General features: G+C 38.2%; 14 protein-coding genes and 4 tRNA genes. 6 read left to right on the forward strand and 12 right to left on the reverse strand.

What is annotated here, in order from left to right; translation table 11 throughout:
• Positions 1-24: 24 nt before the first annotated feature.
• From L2B55_RS15100 to gap, 9 genes are all read right to left on the reverse strand, one after another.
• Positions 25-1488, reverse strand: coding sequence for a UDP-N-acetylmuramoyl-L-alanyl-D-glutamate--2,6-diaminopimelate ligase (locus tag L2B55_RS15100; RefSeq protein ID WP_237847002.1), 1464 nt, complete (start codon positions 1486-1488; stop codon positions 25-27).
• A 3-nt stretch (positions 1489-1491) separates the two neighbouring features.
• Positions 1492-3594: a penicillin-binding protein gene (locus L2B55_RS15105; protein WP_237847003.1), complete on the reverse strand. Its 2103-nt coding sequence runs from the start codon at positions 3592-3594 to the stop codon at positions 1492-1494.
• A complete protein-coding gene (locus tag L2B55_RS15110; protein WP_237847004.1) occupies positions 3584-3973 on the reverse strand; it encodes an FtsL-like putative cell division protein in 390 nt (129 codons plus the stop codon). The genes L2B55_RS15105 and L2B55_RS15110 overlap by 11 nt, the downstream gene beginning before the upstream one ends.
• 13 nt (positions 3974-3986) lie before the next feature.
• Complete coding sequence (rsmH, locus tag L2B55_RS15115) at positions 3987-4883, reverse strand: 16S rRNA (cytosine(1402)-N(4))-methyltransferase RsmH (protein WP_420854509.1); 897 nt, start codon at positions 4881-4883, stop codon at positions 3987-3989.
• Positions 4870-5346, reverse strand: coding sequence for a division/cell wall cluster transcriptional repressor MraZ (gene mraZ, locus L2B55_RS15120; protein WP_237847006.1), 477 nt, complete (start codon positions 5344-5346; stop codon positions 4870-4872). Before mraZ ends, rsmH begins: the two co-directional genes overlap by 14 nt.
• A 258-nt stretch (positions 5347-5604) precedes the next feature.
• Entirely contained in the window at positions 5605-6645 is a 1041-nt protein-coding gene (locus tag L2B55_RS15125) for an inorganic phosphate transporter (protein ID WP_237847007.1), read from the reverse strand.
• A 14-nt stretch (positions 6646-6659) separates the two neighbouring features.
• A complete protein-coding gene (locus tag L2B55_RS15130) occupies positions 6660-7307 on the reverse strand; it encodes a DUF47 domain-containing protein (RefSeq protein ID WP_237847008.1) in 648 nt (215 codons plus the stop codon).
• A gap of 112 nt (positions 7308-7419) precedes the next feature.
• Positions 7420-8607, reverse strand: coding sequence for a phosphoglycerate kinase (locus tag L2B55_RS15135; RefSeq protein WP_276573975.1), 1188 nt, complete (start codon positions 8605-8607; stop codon positions 7420-7422).
• A gap of 199 nt (positions 8608-8806) precedes the next feature.
• Positions 8807-9799 (reverse strand): type I glyceraldehyde-3-phosphate dehydrogenase, encoded by a 993-nt coding sequence (gene gap / locus L2B55_RS15140; protein WP_237850300.1) that lies wholly within the window; start codon positions 9797-9799, stop codon positions 8807-8809.
• A gap of 137 nt (positions 9800-9936) precedes the next feature.
• Here gap and L2B55_RS15145 point away from each other — a divergent pair.
• The 5 genes from L2B55_RS15145 to L2B55_RS15165 all read left to right on the forward strand — a co-directional run bounded on the left by L2B55_RS15145 (position 9937) and on the right by L2B55_RS15165 (position 11822).
• A tRNA-Glu gene (locus L2B55_RS15145) sits at positions 9937-10011 on the forward strand.
• A gap of 65 nt (positions 10012-10076) precedes the next feature.
• Positions 10077-10148: transfer RNA gene (locus tag L2B55_RS15150), tRNA-Glu, on the forward strand.
• Positions 10149-10210: 62 nt separating this feature from the next.
• Positions 10211-10282, forward strand: a tRNA-Glu gene (locus L2B55_RS15155).
• A 31-nt stretch (positions 10283-10313) separates the two neighbouring features.
• A tRNA-Glu gene (locus tag L2B55_RS15160) sits at positions 10314-10385 on the forward strand.
• Between the two features lie 426 nt (positions 10386-10811).
• A complete protein-coding gene (locus tag L2B55_RS15165; protein ID WP_237847010.1) occupies positions 10812-11822 on the forward strand; it encodes a type IV toxin-antitoxin system AbiEi family antitoxin in 1011 nt (336 codons plus the stop codon).
• 388 nt (positions 11823-12210) lie between these two features.
• Here the strand turns inward: L2B55_RS15165 and L2B55_RS15170 are convergent, their stop codons facing one another.
• The 3 genes from L2B55_RS15170 to L2B55_RS15180 all read right to left on the reverse strand — a co-directional run bounded on the left by L2B55_RS15170 (position 12211) and on the right by L2B55_RS15180 (position 17437).
• Entirely contained in the window at positions 12211-14532 is a 2322-nt protein-coding gene (locus tag L2B55_RS15170) for a nitric-oxide reductase large subunit (RefSeq protein WP_237847011.1), read from the reverse strand.
• Positions 14533-14719: 187 nt separating this feature from the next.
• Complete coding sequence (locus L2B55_RS15175; protein WP_237847012.1) at positions 14720-15760, reverse strand: hypothetical protein; 1041 nt, start codon at positions 15758-15760, stop codon at positions 14720-14722.
• A gap of 174 nt (positions 15761-15934) precedes the next feature.
• On the reverse strand, positions 15935-17437 hold the full coding sequence (locus L2B55_RS15180; RefSeq protein WP_237847014.1) for an alpha-L-fucosidase: 1503 nt from the start codon (positions 17435-17437) through the stop codon (positions 15935-15937).
• A 415-nt stretch (positions 17438-17852) separates the two neighbouring features.
• Between L2B55_RS15180 and L2B55_RS15185 the strand changes: the two genes are divergently transcribed.
• Positions 17853-20351, forward strand: coding sequence for an outer membrane beta-barrel protein (locus L2B55_RS15185; RefSeq protein ID WP_237847015.1), 2499 nt, complete (start codon positions 17853-17855; stop codon positions 20349-20351).
• Positions 20352-20462 lie beyond the last annotated feature (111 nt).

A 20462-nucleotide genomic window follows, 5' to 3' on the forward strand; every position in this document is an offset into this window, starting at 1 on the left:
TGCTTGGTTTATTTCTATTGTCTGTTAGTTTTTCAAATTCTTAAATTGATTCAGCAATTCTTCCTTGTCATCAAAATGATGCTTCACCCCGTTGATCTCCTGATATTTTTCATGGCCCTTACCAGCAAGCAGAATAATGTCTCCGGATTGAGCAAGCATGCAGGCCGTTTTAATTGCCTCACGACGGTCTAGAATAGAAACGGTGGAACCCTTTTTAAATACCGGAACCCCCTCCTCCATTTCTTTAATTATTATCTGAGGATCTTCTGTACGTGGATTATCAGAAGTAAGGATTACCTTATCACTGAATTCACAGGCTACCTTAGCCATTACCGGACGTTTAGCTCTATCCCTGTCACCTCCACATCCAATAACTGTAATCACCTTTTCAGAAGGACGACGAACTTCTAAAATGGTTTCCAATACATTCTGAACAGCATCTGGAGTATGGGCATAATCAACAATACCAACAACTTTATTTGGTGCTACCAAATAATCAAAACGTCCCTCTGCCCCTTTCAAGTTGCTTAAAACGCTTAACACATTTTGCTTATCTTCTCCTAATAATATGGCCGTAGCATAAACGGCCAGTAAGTTATAGGCATTAAACTTACCCACCATCTTAAACCAAGCTTCAGCTCCATCTATATTGAGCAACATTCCCGTAAAATGATCTTCGAGTAATTTAGCCCTGAAATCAGCCATATTTTGAAGGCTGTAAGTTTTCTTTTTGGCCTTGGTATTTTGAAGCATTACCATTCCGCGCTTATCATCCACATTGCTTAATGCAAATGCCCTGGCAGGTAAATGGTCGAAAAATGTCTTTTTAACTTTCAGGTATTCGTCAAAGGTTTTATGAAAGTCGAGGTGATCATGTGTAATATTGGTAAAAATACCACCGGTAAAAGCCAAACCCGCAATTCGATTTTGGGCAACAGCATGAGAGCTAACTTCCATAAACACGTAATCGCAGGCCTGCTCAACCATCTGAGCCAATAGCCCGTTTAAAGCTATAGCATCCGGCGTGGTATGCGTTGATGGAATTACCAAATCCTCAATCTGGTTTTGAACGGTAGAAATTAATCCACATTTATATCCCAGACCTCTGAAAAGATTAAATAATAAAGTAGCACAAGTGGTTTTCCCGTTGGTTCCAGTAATGCCTACCAATTTTAACTGACCGGATGGATTACCATAAAAGGCCGTTCCCAACCATCCTAAAGCCGCATGACTGTCATCAACTTTTATATAAGTAACACCAGGCAAAATAGTTAACGGAAACTCTTCACAAACAATGGCAGCAGCACCCTTACCTGCCGCCTGTTCAATAAAATTATGTCCATCTACCGTTGTACCTTTAACGGCAACAAACAAACATCCATGCGATACGGCTCTAGAATCAAAGGCAATAGACGATACATTTACATCTAAAGTTCCCTTTATATCTATTACTGAAATATTTTCTATTAATGAATTGAGCTGTTTCATTATTTACCTTAGTTCTAACCCAATAAATCTACCTTTAACAAGTTGTGATCCAGCCGATATTGACTGTCCTACTACTTTACCACTACCTCTGGCAACGGCTCTTAAACCGGCATTTTCTAAAATATAAATAGCGTCCTGCAAACTCATACCAACAACACTTGGCACCACATTTTCAGGAACTTCTGCCTCATTCATCACCACAGAATTGTCCTGTTGACTAATTTTCACCCAGTTCCCCTTGGTCTTATCACTATAAGAAATACCAAGCTTATTGTATATATATTCCGTTTCGGTTCTGTACCCTACTTTGGCCATTGGTACCTCTTTAGGGTTTAAAGCATATTGTTTTTCAACCCCTTGATGAATCTCCAATTGAGTGGCATAAACCTTATCTGCAACTTCTTTAAATACAGGAGCTGCGACAGCGCCACCATAGTACAATTTGTTTGTAGGCTCATTAATAACCACAATCATTGAATATTTTGGGTTATTTGCAGGAAAGTACCCACAGAAAGAAGCCTGGTAACGTAAATTTCCACGGTACCCGAGTTTACCATTTGCAATTTGTGCTGTACCCGTTTTGCCGGCAATAGGAAATACTGAAGTGCTTAGCACTTTAGCCGATCCATTTTGCACTACACCTTCCAGCAAGGTGCGTGCTTTATCAAGGGTTTCATCGGATACGATTTTTTCAACCAAGACTTTGGTATCAAACTTTTCAATAGTTTTTCCTAAATGTTTTATTTCTTTAACAAATTTAGGGGCCACCATCCTTCCATTATTAGCAACCGCATTGTACAAGCAAAGTGTTTGCATTGGTGTAATGGTTTGCTCATACCCTATAGAAAGCCAAGGCAACGTAGTTCCATACCAATCTTTATCTCCGGTATGTTTAAAATGCGGACGAGCTTCACCAGGAATTTGTATACCCATCTTTTTACCCAATCCTAAACGCTCCAAACCTTCCACAAACTTCTCCGGTTGATCCTTATACCCTTTCCAAATAGCTACAGAAGTACCTACATTTGATGACTGCTCAAAAACGGCTTGCATAGTCAGTCCTTTGTCTTTAATGGTATGGGAATCTCGCATGACCCGCTTTCTGAACACTCTGTACCCTTTACTTACATCGACTGTATCATCTAGGTCAAATTTCTTATCTTCTAAACCCACCAGGAAAGAAGCAAGTTTAAAAGTAGATCCGGGCTCTGTTGCTGATCCTATGGCCGTATTGTATTTTTCTTCATATTGCCCGGGTGCTACACGTTGCAAATTGGCGATTGCTCTAATTTCCCCAGTGGCAACTTCCATTAATATAACGGTACCACTACCAGCATTTTGGGCAACCAGCTGTTTAAGCAAAGCATTTTGGGCAACGTCTTGTATATTAACATTTAAGGTTGATATAATATCACTACCGTCAACGGGAGCAATTTCAACATCATCATTTACCGGCATCCATACACCACCTGCAATACGTTGCATTAAACGCTTTCCGGTTTTGCCAGAAATGTATTCATTATATGCTCCTTCCAGCCCCACTGGCTTTACGTCTTGCACATAATACCCAATCGTCCTTGATGCCAATAACTTAAACGGAAGAATCCTTTTGTTCTTTTGAAGAACAATTAAACCTCCCTTGTACCTACCCATGTTAAAAATCGGGAAGGTTTTCAATTGTTTTAATTCGTTAAAATCGACTTTACGTTGAACTAAAAAGTAACGTTGACCCTCGGCACGGGCCTTTTTCAACGATCTGATGTATTCATCAGTTGTTTTATCCTGAAATAAATTTGCTAAACTGCGACTTAATGAATCAACTTTATCTTTGAAAATCTCGTCAGTGATTGGATCGGCATTAACATCCATGCGTATTTCATACTCAGGCATGGACGTGGCAATCAAACTACCATCATCGGAATAAATGCTTCCGCGAACCGCTTCCACATTCATAAATTTAGTGGTAAGACTATCGGCCATTTTTGCCCATTTTCCACCTTGTACAAATTGTAGCTGGCAAATCCTGAACACAATAGCAAAAGCGAAAAGAAACAGGACAGCATAGGCTACATACACACGAAGCAATATGTCAGTCTTAATTTTCATCCTCTTTAATTACTATTTTTTTGGGTGGCTCTATTGACTCTTTTAATCCTACTTTTTCGGCACGAGCAGCAACTTCAGTCTGCTTGCTTAAAAACATCAACTCTGCTTTGGTTGTCATATACTCCCATCGCAGCTCTTTCAGCTCTTTGTTAGCCTTATCTATCGTTCTTATGTTTCGCTCGGCATAATGACGATTGGTGATATAAAACAAGGCAACAAAACCTAAGAACACAAAATACGGCAACCACGATACTGCTTTCTCTTCAGAGATATACTCGCCTTTCAGAAGCAAGGTAAAGAAATTACGAGGTAGCGTCCTAGGCTCCTTTGGAGTCTCTTTTAACTTGGGCTCGAGGTCATCCCTCAGTGTATTTTGCATTCGTTCGCTCATATTACAACTTCATTCCTATTCTGAGCTTGGCGCTGCGCGCACGATTATTTTCTTTGATCTCTTCTGCCGTAGGAACAATTGCTTTGCGGGTCAACTGTTCAAAAGGCTTTATTTCATTTCCGAAGAAATCTTTTTCTACGTCACCTTTAAACTTCCCTTTATTGATGAAATTCTTAACCATGCGATCCTCCAATGAGTGATAAGACATCACTACCAAACGACCACCTGGATTTAATATCTCAACTGACTGTTCCAACATTTCCTGAAGCGCCTCTAATTCTTGATTTACTTCAATTCGAATCGCCTGAAACAACTGGGCATAATATTGATTTTCTTTCCCACGCTTAACCAAAGGTTTTACAATTTCCTTTAATTGCGCTATGGTATTAATCGGCTCCCTCAAACGGGCAACTGCAATCGTTTTGGCCAGCGTTTTTGAGTTGATAATTTCTCCGTACATACCAAAAATACGGTGCAAATCAGCCTCATCATACTCATTGATAACTTTCTGGGCCGTCAGTTCTGACGACTGATCCATGCGCATATCCAAGTCTGCATCAAACCTGATTGAAAAGCCACGCTCTGCACTATCAAACTGATGAGAAGAAACTCCTAGATCAGCCAAAATGCCATCAACCTTAGGAAAGCCGTTTAGCTTGCAAAACTTTTTTAAGTACCTGAAATTCTGAGGAACAAAGATGAAACGATCGTCCACAGGAGCATTGGCCTCTGCATCAGGATCCTGATCAAAAGAAATCAATGTTCCTTTATCCAATTTTTCAAGAATAGCCTTTGAATGCCCTCCACCTCCAAATGTAACGTCAACATAAACTCCATTAGGATTGATATTCAATCCATCCAGACATTCTTGTAGCATTACCGGTTTATGATAACTCATGTTCACTCCTTTCTCCAGTTGCTCCACCCATTACTTCCTCTGCTAACAATGCAAAATCCTCAGGTTCTTCATTTAACAGGTCATCATATGCTTCTTTCGACCAAACTTCAATTCTATCGGAATATGGAAACAACACTAAGTCAGTGCTAATACCGGCATATTCCAACAATGACTTTGGAAAGAGCACCCGACCGTTCGCATCCAGCGTCAGCTCTGTTGCTCCACGAAAGAAATAACGTGCAAAATTCCTATTCTTTTGATTATACAGATTCAGCTTGTTGACTTCAGCACTGATTTTTTGCCAAACATTATACGGATAAAGGACCAAACATTTTTCAAAACCTCTGTTAATCACAAACTTATCCAACGCCTCCTGAGGAAGCTGCTTTTTGAGCCCAGCAGGTATCATTACCCTTCCTTTGGGATCAACTTTGCAGTCATATTCTCCGATAAATTGCGTCATGTAAGTGGTCCTTCTCCAAAATAGCAATGTAAAGGTAGCTATTATTTCCACTTACTCCCACATTTTACCACAAAAGTTTTCCACAGAAACATGGTTTTTCACTGAGTGTCAAAAACATAGGTTTTCCACATTTAAAGTGTTAAAACGCAGAAAATAAAGATGAGAATTAGTTAAATAGAACTATATAATCTCCAGGCGAAAGCAAGGGAGTTGCAAAAAATGCTTTCGCGTGGAGAAAAGTGGGGGAAAAAATCAAATCTAGTTGGCAACAATATTTAGTGCCGTTAACAACCAGTAAAAGCCGGCTGCAAACAAACCTGAAATAGGGATAGTTAGCACCCAAGCCCATAAAAGACTAATGGTTACTCCCCATCTTACTGCAGAAATCCGCTTAGTTAAGCCCACTCCGATAATTGAACCGGTAATAGTATGAGTAGTACTAACCGGGATACCCAACTCAGCGGTGGTAAAAAGTGTAACTGCACCAGCCATTTCTGCAGCAACACCTTCAAACGGAGTCATCTTGGTTATTTTAGTACCCATGGTTTTAACGATTTTCCAACCGCCAAACAATGTACCAAAACCAATTGCAGAGTAACAACCGATTATCACCCATGAAGGAATATGCTTGATCTTACCGGCCTCGCGAATTACAACCATCCATTGTGGAAGATTATCAGGATGCTGATTAGCATATACAACTAATGCGGCTGCAATAATACCCATTACCTTTTGCGCATCATTACCTCCATGTCCTAAGCTAAACATAGCCGATGAAAGCAATTGTAAGCCTTTAAATGAATTATTCAGCTTATATGGATTACCCTTACGACATAACCACAACATAATGACCGAAATGAAATATGAAATAAGCATTCCGATTATTGGAGCAGCAACGATAAATAGCAGAATTGGCATAATCACATCTATTTTCACTACACCAAAACCAGCATGAGCAATAGCAGCTCCGGCAAAGCCTCCAATTAAGGTATGAGAGGAGCTTGAAGGAATTCCTGCCCACCAGGTGATAAGATTCCAGATAATAGCAGCAGATAATCCTGCGAATATAACCTCAAGGGTAATGGCATCTGTTTTAACGGTTTTGGCAATTGTATCAGCAACATGCAGTTCAAATATCCAAAAAGCCATTACGTTAAAAAATGCCGCCCAAATTACTGCCTGAACAGGAGTTAGTACTTTGGTGGATACTATGGTTGCAATTGAGTTTGCAGCATCGTGAAAACCATTGATAAAATCGAATATCAGGGCTAAAACGATGATAATAATCAGCAGAGTCATTCTTTAAACGTGCCTTATGAGTTCTTTAATACAATTGAAGAAATTACATTGGCAGCGTCTTCACACTTATCTGTTGCCAGTTCAAGCATAGAAAGAACTTCTTTCATCTTAATCAATTCTTTCACATCTTCCTCATGCTTAAACAAATCAGCCAGTGCCTGATCCAAAACATTATCTGCTTTGTTTTCAAGACTGTGAATCTTAACAATAGCCTCATTAATTGCTTTAATATTTTTCAAGCTATTCAGCTCTCTTACTGCAATTTGAAGCTGCTCTGCTCCTTGGTGAATAAGATTTACCAGCTCTTTAATAGAAGGTGAAAAATCAATAATATCATAAAGCAGGAAATCTTTAGCTGAACCATTTAAGAAGTCAGCCACGTCGTCAATAACCGACGCCAGATCATGAATATCTTCACGATCAAAAGGAGTAATGAAATTACTGCTCAACTCTGTTAGGATAGCATGCGTTATGCTATCTCCCACGTGCTCCAAGTCGTCAATTTTACGAATCAGAGCATTACGCTCATCTACCGTCTTGGTATTGATTAATTCAACCATAACACCCGACATGGTGGTAAGGTTGGAAGTTGCTTGCTCAAACAGGGGAAAGAATTTTTTGTCCTTAGGAACAAAAAATTGAAAGATTGAATTTAATGACATAAAACAGCTTGTTAAGTAACAGGCAGTAAAAGTTTATTGAAATATTAAGTTAATACATTTTTTATGATAAAAAATAAGGAAGACAACAACATTGCCCTCCTTATCTTATCAATTATTCTAAAATAGCTTTAATACCTGGAAGTTCTTTACCTTCTAGTGATTCAAGCATAGCACCGCCACCGGTAGAAACATAGCTAACCTTATTTTGAAAGCCAAATTGTTTCACGGCAGCAACTGAATCACCACCGCCAACTAAAGAGAAGGCACCCGAAGCTGTAGCTTCACCTATAGCATCGCCCAAAGCCTTGGTTCCATTGGAAAAATTATCGAACTCAAATACACCCAAAGGACCATTCCATAAAATGGTTTTTGAACCTTTAACCACCTCTGCAAATTTAACCAGGGTTTTCGGACCTGCGTCCAATCCTTGCCAACCATCCGGAATTGCATCCACTTCAACTACCTGGGTATGAGCATCATTATTAAATGAGTCAGCAGCAATTACATCCAGTGGAATGTAAATATTTACACCTTTAGCTTCTGCTTGCTTTAAAATATCCAGCGCTAACTCCATTTTATCATCTTCACAGATTGAAGCACCCACTTTACCGCCTTTCGCTTTCACAAAAGTATAGGTCATACCGCCACCAATAATTATATTGTTAACAGTATCAAGCATTTTGTTAATGATGGTGATTTTTGAAGAAACTTTAGAACCGCCCAACACTGCTGTTACCGGTTTTTCTCCGTTTTTAAGCACTTTATCAATAGCGACAATCTCCTTAGCCATCAAATAACCAAAGCATTTTGCTTTAGGGAAGAACTTTGCAATAATTGCAGTTGAAGCATGTGCACGATGGGCCGTACCAAAAGCATCATTAACGTAAATATCACCTAGCTTGGCAAGCTTTTGAGCGAAAGCTTCATCACCTGCTTCTTCTTCTTTATGGAAACGTAAATTCTCAAGCAATAAAATCTGTCCAGGTTTTAATCCAACAGCTGCATTTTCGGCAACATCTCCCACACAATCAGAAGCAAAGATTACTTCTGCTCCCATTACCTTTGCCACATGTGCTTGAACATGTTTTAATGAATACTTTTCTTCAACACCTTTCGGCCGTCCTAAGTGCGACATCAAAATCGGCATTCCGCCGTCTGCCAAAATCTTTTTAATGGTTGGGGCCGATTCCTGAATGCGGGTATCATCAGTAATCTCAAAGCTTTCGTTTAATGGAACGTTAAAATCCACTCGGATTAACGCTTTTTTGCCTGAAAAGTTGAAGTTGTCAATAGTGTTCATATTCATTTATGAATTAACAGTGAGCAGTTATTACGTATTGAGCAAAAGTTAAAAATTACTCTTACGAATCTCTCCCCGACCAGATTCTGAGCGCCGCGAAAATACGATAATCCTGATAGTTTTTCTCATACAATCTAAAATTGATTAAACTTTGATTTTAATCAACTTAAAACCCTTGTTTATGGCTGTATTGAACTTTTTATACCTGATACCATTTTAGTATCAAATCCACCAAACGGCTCGAATAACCAAATTCGTTATCGTACCAACCCACTACTTTAACCATCTCTCCTACAACAGAAGTAAGCTGTGAATCAAAAACACAAGAATAAGGATTACCCAAAACATCTACAGAGACAATTGGATCAACTGTATACTCCAGAATTCCTTTTAATTCATTCTGTGAAGCTGCTAAAAAAGCTTCATTTATTTCCTGCACTGAAGGAACCGTTCTTAAAACACAGGTAAAATCGGTTAATGAGCCATTAGGAACCGGAACTCTGATACCTGCGCCACCCAACTTCCCTTCTAAATGCGGAAACACAGAAGTAATGGCTTTGGCAGCACCAGTTGTTGTCGGAATAATAGATTGTGCTGCAGCTCTGGCCCTGCGCAAATCTTTATGCGGAGAATCATGTAACGACTGATCTCCTGTATAAGAATGGACAGTAGTAATGTAGCCGCTTTCAACTCCCCATAAATCGTCAAGTATTTTTATCATTGGGGCCAGGTTATTAGTGGTACATGAAGCATTGGATATGATCTGCTTCGAAGCGTTAAGCAAATGTTCATTTACTCCCAATACAATAGTTGGCACTTCCTTATCAGGCGATGGAGCAGAAATAATAACCCGTTTAGCTCCGGAGTTAATATGCTGTTCAGCTTTCTCCTTAGTGGTAAACTTACCTGTCGATTCAATCACAACGTCAATATTCAATTTTTCCCATGGCAAGTGAGCAGGGTCCTTTTCATTGAAAATTTGAATAGCAGCTCCGTTGATATATAAATTTCGTTCATCACAAGTTACTTCACCGGAAAAGGCTCTATGGATAGAATCGTATTTAAACAAGTGAGCCATGGTTGATGCATCGGTCAGGTCATTGATCGCAACGACCTCAATTTCCTTTCTTAACAATGCCCTGCGTAAAAACACTCGACCAATACGGCCGAAACCATTGATAGCTACTCTTATTTTACTCATGATGTATGATTTATTGGCCCTCAAAAATATCAGTTTCAATATCCAATCCAGAGACAAAATGATTTTTTTAAAAAAAATTTTAATCGAATGTTTTTTCTCCTATTTTTGCAGTCCGTTAAAAAAACGATGGCCCATTCGTCTATCGGTTAGGACGCAAGATTTTCATTCTTGAAAGAGGGGTTCGACTCCCCTATGGGCTACCAAAAATTGTATTTTAAACAAGCTTGCAGTAAGCAGTAGTTTAAAATTTTGAAATAAGACTTTAAATGGCCCGTTCGTCTAGGGGTTAGGACGCAAGATTTTCATTCTTGAAACAGGGGTTCGATTCCCCTACGGGCTACTAAGATTCAATTAGAAGAATTGAATCCATTGATTTGAAACACTAAACAATGCCAATAACTTGGCCCATTCGTCTATCGGTTAGGACGCAAGATTTTCATTCTTGAAAGAGGGGTTCGATTCCCCTATGGGCTACTAAAGTTAAAACAAACTTTTATAAACAATTGGCCCATTCGTCTATCGGTTAGGACGTAAGATTTTCATTCTTGAAAGAGGGGTTCGACTCCCCTATGGGCTACAACAACTAAGGCTGTCTCCAAAAGGGGCAGCCTTTTATTTTTTATGTCCCCCCGAATTTACAATCCACAACTAATTACGGTGATCAACTTGATGAGTTGGATCGATACGTCAAACATTCACCAAAATAGTACAACATATTAAAATTTAACCTGATTAAATAGTTTTATATCTTAATTATCTTCTGACTTTTTGCTTGCTCATCTGGTTGCTTGATAATCAGGTAAAGGATTTTGCGCCCAGATGATAATTATATTAGCAACTAAAGCAATAAATTTTGAACGCTTTAGCGACCATAGGAATAGGGTATAAAACATAAAACTTCTCCTGAGCGCTATGGAAAGCAGGGTATGATGTTTGCAAACCCCTGTTTTGTTCAATATATTTGATTGTTCATGAATCATGAACCATTGTAAATTTTGAACAAATGAAAGGTGGTGAAACTTTACAAACTGCTATCCGGAACTTCAATAGCATAACTGGAATAATGATTAAGGAAAATAAAGATAAAAAGGGTAATACTGTTGCAACGATCAACAACGGACTGAAGGCATGGACATTTGAGGTGTTGATTAAAAATGAAATCCGCGACATTCATTTGCCCTCTATTTTAGCAGAACTTGGAACTGCTGTTAAAGCTCGTTTATTAGTATGTCAATACATTCCTAAGCCAGTAAAAGAAAAACTGAAAAATCTCAACATTAATTACCTAGACGCAGCCGGGAACTGTTTCATTAAACAAGCTGAATTGTTTTTTTATATCACTGATCAGGCTGTAACCCCTTTCCGGAAAATGGAACAAGGCAAAATATGGAAACAGGCTGGGGTGAAATTTCTTTTCGGAGTTCTTTTGTACCCTGAGTTATTAAACAAGCCCTACCGTCAAATAGCGGAGTTAACTAATGTTTCGCTGGGTAACATCGGACCCTTTATAGAGGAATTAAAAGAAGAGGGATTTATTATCAACGGTAAAAACAATGGAAACGATTGGCTATATCTTGAGCACAAAGAACGTTTGCAAAAAAGATGGATAGAGGCTTATTGCACGACATTGCGGCCCAAATTATTAAAAGGGAACTTTCGCTTTTTGCGTAATGAAGACCGGAATAATTGGAAAAATCTGCCAATTGACCAGTTCTATTGGGGAGGCGAAGCTGCCGGTGCATTGTTCACTAATTATTTGCAACCAGAATTGTTCACTATTTACACCAAGCTGCCGGATACAACCATTATGCGAAACTTAAGATTGGTGCCGGATAAAGGTGGTGAAATTGAATTAGTAGAGCCCTTTTGGAACGATGCTTTACTCTTGCAATTAGGTATTCCTCCCACTATAGTTCCTCCCCTGCTGGCCTACACCGAACTCATTACCAGTATAGATAGCCGAAATCAAGAAACTGCAGCACGAATTAAACAACAGTACCATGAGCAATTTTAACCCAGTACTTCATCCGGAGTTTGTACGCTCCGAAAGGTTAAAAAGATGCTCGACAATGATACATTGCTTATTGATCGCATATCGGCTGTTCTTCAAAAACGACCTTTAGAAACCTGGCAGGCACTATTAGAAGGGCTTAGGGATGCGTAGTAGCACTAATGTAACTAATAACTCTGTTCACGAAACGTGAACATTCTGTGTGCATGGAAGGATTGGGCTTTGAAAACAGGAGAGCAGTAAAAACAAAAGGCCATCTCTTAGTTTTTCAAACATAGGAGACAACCTTTTATTTTATTGTTGCGCACCCGGATTTTAATTAACGATCAAAATCTGAGTGAGTTATTCGTAAGTCGATTTTTGTCAGTAATTTCTCAACAACAATCTAACTTTAATTACTCGCTATATCTTGAGTCTCTCTGACTGCTGTTTTATATTTTTTACCTTTTAATTCAGTATTATGGAAAGAAGTTTCAGTCTGTGTTTTTTGTTTAAAAATTAATTCTAACACAAACCAGCATAAGGTTAAGGTCCCTATTCCAAAAATAGAATCGCCAATTGCCCTCATCCATTTTAAGGTTATCATTGTTGGATGTTGCATTAATTCGGCGGAACGTGCATACCACATACCATGCTCAATGCTTTCAAGGGCCTGCCATACGCCTACTGGAAGTAAACTTAAGATCGCCATTAAAAACAGTCCCATATTTATTGACCAGAAGGTAAATTTCAATAACTTGTCATTCCATGCAAGATGGCGATACATACTTCTAAGAACAAATAGCATCAAACCAATACCAAGCATTCCGTATACTCCAAATAAAGCTGTGTGACCATGCAATGGAGTTGTATTTAATCCTTGTACATAATAAAGTGCAATTGGAGGATTGATTATAAAACCGAATACTCCGGCTCCTAAGAAATTCCAGAATGCAACTGCAATCATGAAACGGATTGGCCATTTATAATCAGCAAGCCATTTTGAAGATTTTGACAATCTATAGTTATGGTAAGCCTCAAATCCCATTAATGTCAATGGAACAACTTCCAAGGCGCTGAAAGTAGCGCCAAGGGCCATCACCGCTGTTGGCGTTCCTGTAAAATATAAATGGTGAAAAGTTCCAATTATCCCTCCAGACATGAAAACGATCGTTGACATTAACACACTTAAGGTAGCGGTTTTGGTTTTTAACAATCCTAGTCTAACGAAAAGAAACGCAATTACTACAGTGGCAAAGACCTCAAAAAATCCTTCAACCCATAAATGCACTACCCACCATCTCCAATACTCGGCAATAGCCAGGTTAGTTTGGCGGCCCCACATTAAACCTGCACCATAAAACATTGCTATGGCGGTACAAGAAATCAAGAATAAAATAATCATGTTTCTTTCTTCTACCTTCCTTTTCAAGAGTGGTATTAAAGGTCTTATCATTAATGCCAGCCATACGAAGAGCCCTACAAATAAGAATAATTGCCAGAATCTTCCCAGGTCCACATATTCATACCCCTGATGCCCGAACCAAAAGTTATCAATAAGGTTAAGTTTCTGCATCACTCCCATCCACTGGCCTATCATAGATCCTACTACGATAATCAGTAAAGCGATAAACAAGAAGTTAACACCAAAAACCTGAAATTTAGGGTCCTTCCCTCCAACTGCAGGTGCGATATACAAACCTGTTGCAAGCCATGCAGTAGCAATCCAAAATATAGCTAACTGTGTATGCCATGTTCTTGTTACCGAATAAGGAATAATCTCTCCGAGCGGGATGCCAAAGAATCCATCTCCTTCAACACCATAATGAGCTGTAATTACGCCTAATACGACTTGCAAAACAACCAGCAGACTTACTACAAAAAAGTACTTTTTAACAGCAATCATTGAAGGAGTTAGCTTTTCCCTGATAAGTGGATCTTCAGCTGGCACTGGCAAAGACTCCTCTTCTCCAGACCGAACATGATGGAAAACCATTACGCCTACACAAAATAACAAGAGGATGATACTTACTCCCGACCATGCCAATAAATCTTTAGTAGGACCATTTCCAACCAAATCATCAGCCGGCCAGTTATGTGTATAAGAAACAGCCGAACCAGGCCTTTCGGTAACTGTAGCCCATGTTGCCCAAAATAAAAATGCGTTTAATTTTTTAAGACGCTCCTGATCTTTAATGGAGTTTTTAGGAATCGCGTAATGCTCCCGTAACTTATCAAATTGGGGATCATTCGTAAATAATCTTGAGTAATAATCGCTTAACGAATTAATTGCCATTTCCCGATCCGAGGAAACAGTTATAGTTTTATTTTCAGGATGGTAAGTGTTCTTCCTTAAGTCTTTTTGAAGTTTAGCCTTTAAAAAGGCTTTATTCTCCTCGTTTAAGTCGTTATAATTAACTTCATAATACTTTTGAGCCCATTTATCAAGTATAAATACGGCCTCACGATGCAACCAATCTGCAGTCCAGTCTGGTGCAACGTACGATCCATGCCCCCAAATAGATCCAACTTCCTGTCCGCCGATACTCTGCCATACATTCTGTCCTTCTTTAATTTCCACACCTGTAAATATCACCTCGCCATTGGTTGTTATGATTTTTTCAGGAATTGGAGGCGCCTCCTGATAAATTTTTATACCATAATAACCAAGTACGGCAAAGGAAAGGCCCATTACTATTGCAAATAATAGCCATAATCGTTTTACGTTGTTCATTTTAGTTTTAGTTTATTATTTCGGATAAAATTGTCCTTTATTGCCTCAAATGTATGAACGGAAATAATAAAAGACAAAAATATCTTTTATTATTCAGGCGGTCAGAAACAAAAACGGCAGCAATTAATTGCTACCGTTTAATATTTTAAAATTTCGAGAATTTCAGCTATCAAATTCTGTTGCGGACTTACTTCGTTTGAGTTAGAGGCACTACACGCAATGTATCTGTTCTTTGCTCAATCAGTTTGATCATATCTCCTTCAATTCTAAATTTACCCACACCTGCAATTTCCCACCGATCAGCTTTACTCATGTCACAATCAAAGTAGGTGTAGTTCACCAAAATCGAATCTCCATTGTACCTTAGATTAATAGAATCGAACTGGCGAAACCAATGAGTCCCATAAGAAACAAAATACCCGTTATTAATTTGCTTCAACAATTTGGGCTCCTTTCTGAACCAATAATTGAGAAAGCTCAATTGTTTGTTAGATCCCTGGTAACCAAAATCCAAAGCATCAATTAACAGGTTTTTAATTCCTGAATAATTGGTATTGGGCTCACCGTCGGCAATTGCATAGTCAGCACCTGCCACTCTGCTGTAATAACCCAAAACGGCTCTTACCGGCTTAGGACAAGTATATACATATTCTGTATTTACTATAATGGTCATCAACGAGTCTCTCAACTGTGGTACGAAACGGTTTTGCAACCAAAGAATTTGTTTAAACCCTTCATTAGTCACACCAGGATCCTTCACCCATTCCAGATCCTTATCCGGCTCTACCTGAGTAAAACTTTCTTTTAAACTTACTGAATCAATCCGTTCGGTTTTGGGATCGATAAAACCTCCTTTCAATTCCCCATTCATCAAATCAGCATTCATCTCATGCTTCAACCCCTTTTCTAATAAGACTTTGGCTTTAAGATGTCCCTTTTCATCAATTTCACCTTCAATAGGAATTCGTTTGCCACTTTTTTTCACAACGGCAATTCCTTTTACTTTGCCCTCTTTAGCTGAAAGACTAACAAAAACTTCTTCTCGTTTATTGATTTTTCCCGAAAATGATTTTTTAAAGTTTAATTGTTTAGAACCGCTATAGGCAGAAACGTTTTTCTTTGGCTGTTCTTCTTTTTCATGAATAACAGCGTTAGATTTTTCATTTTTTAAACACGATGAGAGCGAAAAAATTAGAACAACGAGCAAAAATAACCGAGCGTTCTTCATAAATGTACCTTATGAACTTATTGTGGCTAAAATAACAAAATATATTAACCAGATACAACAAGTTCATTTAAAATACTTTATCAAGAAGTAAATGAAATGAAAATTAGACAAAAATATTTGTCAAACTATAAATTTGAGTTAACAAAAATAACCATTAACAAAACCGTTCTGTATTTAATTAGCCTGCTTATAAAGCCCAAATTCTGAAAGTGAAGGATTTAACCTTGAAGCCACAATGCGTAAACGAACTTTATCACTCGTTACAGGCTCAAAACGAAGCAAACGCTTATAACCAATGGTGGTTCCTTCTGTTATTTTTTCCCAAGCTTTGCCATTCCAGCTTTCAAACACAAATCTTTCAACCCTTTGACCAATTTCAATGTTTTCCTGAAGGCATAGTACATCAAATGTCTTAGTTCCTTTAAGTTCAAATTCCAAAATAGCCGTTGTATCTCTTACGGGTGCAATCCAAAAAGTATTGTACTTTCCATCAAGCATTGCGTTTGTGTTTTTATTACTTGAAGCTTTTATAATGGCATTCTGAACCAAATTAAGCTTAAATGTCTGATCGCGAAGCTGCTTCCAACCTCGTAAAGATTGAACATCGTTCTCATTTATCAATCCTCTTTTATCCGGTGGAATATTCAGTAACAAAACAGAGTTTTTACCTACTGAGTTGTAATAAATATCAAATAGTTTTTCAGGCGTTTTTACACTTTTATCTTCTCCTGAATGATAAAACCAACCTGGTCGGATTGAAACATCTGTTTCAGCAGGATACCAAACCAAACCTTTTGCTTTTAAGATCTTCTCTCTGCTTCCTAAGTCATTACCCATCATATCTCCCTGAGGCTTGAAAGCTATAGCCTGTTGTGAATTTGCGGCAATTGCCGATTGATCCAAATTATTGGCAGGTACCACGCTCCACTCTGTTTCTCTGCCATAACCGGTTTCTGTACCCACCCAACGAACATCAGGTCCCATAATAGCAATTGTTGCTGCCGGTTGTAATTTCCGAATGAGCTTATACCAACGATCAAAATCATAAACTTGTTTTTTGCCATTGGGCCCTTCTCCATTTGCCCCATCAAACCAAACTTCATCCACCCTGCCGTATTGAGTTAACAGTTCGGTTAATTGATTTACGAAGAAATCGTTGTATTCTTCAGAACCGTATAACGGAGAATTCATATCCCAAGGTGAAAGATACACTCCAAAACCAACCCCTAATTCTTTACAGGCATTGGCAACTTCCTTTACAACATCTCCTTTACCGTTTTTCCAAGGACTACTTTTTACAGAATGCGAGGTATACTTACTAGGCCAAAGGCAAAACCCATCATGATGCTTGGCTGTTAAAATTACCTGCTTTATACCAGCTTCCTTAGCCACTCTTACCCATTGTTTAGCATCCAGTTCAGAGGGATTAAATATTGCAGGATTTTCTTTACCCGTTCCCCATTCTTTACCGGTAAAAGTGTTTACTCCAAAATGAAAAAATGCTGTCAACTCCAATTGCTGCCAACGTAACTGCGAAGCCGTAGGAGTAAGCGTTGCTGCTTTTTGAATTATTGTTTTTTCTAAATCGGAAGATTCAATTATCGCGAAATTATTCTTTTGTTGAGCTACAACTGTTACACTGATAAACAATGAGAGTAATAAAAATGGTTTCTTCATTTATTGGATAAATTATGATAACAACATTAGTTGTTTAACTTCATTCGAATCGTAATTAGCACATTCCAAGCTGCTTTAAAAACTTCGATATTATCAAACTATTAAAATATTTTGTCAAGCTTCAGTGATTATCAATATCGCAGAAAATCCTTCCTACCTAAAATACTTTGACCTTAATCCATAAGCCTTTTTACTAAGATCAAATTAATACCTATTGAAAATCAGAAGTATATTGCATTACAAGGTACATTGCCGTAACATATACATTGCATAACAATTTTGTTACCACAAATATTCATTTTGCCTGCAACCTCGCTTATACATTTGACGTCAGAAACATCAACACAATACTTACCGGTCGCGAACAGTAAGCAAAAAACAAGAAGAAAGAACTACTAACTAACAACACACAACAATGAGAACACTATTTACCTTTGCGCTTTTTGTATTAACTATATACAGCATTTCTACCTATGCGCAAACCTCTACCTCCACCACCGGAATTACCCGAATATATGGAGCAGTGAAATCATCAGATAATAAACCTGCGGAGTTTGTTACCGTGGCACTTTTACGAGCATCTGATTCTGTATCTGTAAAAGGATTAACGACTGATGAATCCGGAACCTTTGAATTTCTAAAAGTAAAAGCAGGAAAATATCTACTTGCAATAAGTTCATTTGATTATCAACGTTATACTTCGCAACCATTTGAAATTAAAGCTAACGAAATTGAAAAGGAGCTTAACGACATTGCTTTAACTAAAGCTGTTAAAACTTTAAATGAAGTAACTGTTACCAGCACTCGTCCTCTAATTGAGCAAAGGCTAGATAAAACAGTTTTAAATGTTGAAAACAGCATTGTAAGTGAAGGAGGAACTGCTATTGAGGTACTTCAACGGGCTCCAGGCATTACTGTTGATAACGACGGCAATGTAAGCTTAAAAGGTAAGCAAGGAGTTATGATTTTAATTGATGGCAAACCTAGTTATTTATCAGGCGCTGAACTTACCGAAATGCTTAAAAGCATGTCATCAAGCACTATCAGCACGGTTGAAATAATGACTAACCCACCGGCAAAATATGATGCTGCTGGAAATGCCGGCATAATCAATATCAAGCTTAAAAAGGGAAGCAATTCAGGCTTTAACGGAACTTTCACAGGCTCGTTTGGCCGTAGCGAATATAGCAAAGGCAACACTGGAATCAACGTTAACTTCCGTCAGAAAAAGTTTAACTTATTTGGCAGTTACAACTACAGCAACAGGGTGAACATGCAAAACCTTGAACTAGAGCGTAATTTCTATCAAGAAAACAGCTCTGATTTGAGTCATATTATCCGTCAACATGCAAGCATGAATAAGCCATCAAACAATAACAGCATCAAGGCTGGTATTGATTTATACTTAAATGCCAAAAACACCCTTGGTTTTATGGTAAATGGAAGTATTGGTACTTGGGAAAGCAAAAACCCAACATCGGCAATGCAGCTTAATCCAAACTTACAGCTCAACAGCACTACTTTTGCACAAAACCGAATTGCAGAAAACTGGAATAATTTTACCTATAATACTAATTACAAATTGAATATCGATTCCAGCGGAAAGGAACTTACTGCCGATGTAGATTTTGCCCGAAACATTTATGGCTCAAATCAATCTTATAATACCAGCTTTTATGATTCGGAAGGTAAACCTGACCAAGATCGTCCCCAAATTATTCAGAAAGGCATTATTCCGTCAAAAGCTACAATTATAGCAGCCAAAACCGATTATATTCATCCACTTAACAAGACCTTAAAATTTGAAGCAGGCTTAAAAACCAGTTTTGTTACTACAAAAAATGCCATTGATTATTTCAACCAAAATGTTGGTTCAGAATGGGTTCATGACATTAGTACTTCTAACAAATTTGACTACAAAGAAAACATCAATGCTGCATACATCAATTTTAACAAAGAGTTTAAAAAACTCAGCATTCAATTAGGATTAAGAGCAGAACAAACTCGCAGCCAGGGTTATGAAAGGCATATTGAACTTGACGGAACCACTGCCGACTCATTGGTTAAACGCAATTACTTGCAGTTATTCCCTACAACTTTTGTAAAGTACGAACTTGACAAAAACAACACATTACAAGCTTCATTCAGTCGTCGTGTAGAACGTCCTGATTATGAGAACCTGAATCCGTTCCGTAACCAAATTGACCCATATACTTATCAAAAAGGGAACCCATACTTAAAACCTGAGATCAGCCATATTTTTGAAGTAAGCCACGTTTTAAAAGGAAAGTACACCACCACTATTAACTACAACCGCACTGTGGATGTTATAACTGAATTCACCGGAAAAGGTGATGAAGAAAATTCAGTTTATGTAACCAAGGCGAACTTAAGCACACAAGATAATTACGGAGTTAGTTTTAGCATACCTGTCACTTTTACAAATTGGTGGAATGCCAATGCTTATGCAAATGCCTTTTATAATAGATTTAAAGGTGTTGATGTTGCCGGAAAATTAGACAGAAAAGGAAGTGGATTTAATTTTAATGTGCAAAACAGCTTTACTTTTGGAAATGGTTTTAAAGCCGAATTAAATGGGTTTTATAATTCAAAAATGCTATACGGCCAGTTCGACATTGCCCCAATATGGATGATATCTGCCGGTATTCAGAAATCCATTTTGGATAAAAAAGGATCCATCAAGTTAAATGTTAACGACATTTTCAACAGCCAGCAATTTCATGCAAAAGTTAAAAACGCTGAAATGGATCTTGACATCATAAACAAACGTGATAGCCGCGTTGCAACCTTGTCATTCTCCTATCGATTTGGAAACACCAAAATGAAGACATCACAACGCAACAGCACCAGCAGCGAGGATGAAAAGAACCGTACAAAGCAAGGTCACGACTAACGGATTTCCTCCCTAAAACCTACAAGGCTACCCTAGGGTGGCCTTTTTTTGTAAAGTAAAAAACACAGCTAAGATCACTAAACAGACCATTAACAAACTGACTATCTTTAC

The organism is Solitalea lacus (assembly GCF_022014595.1).
Taxonomy (GTDB): Bacteria; Bacteroidota; Bacteroidia; order Sphingobacteriales; family Sphingobacteriaceae; genus Solitalea; species Solitalea lacus.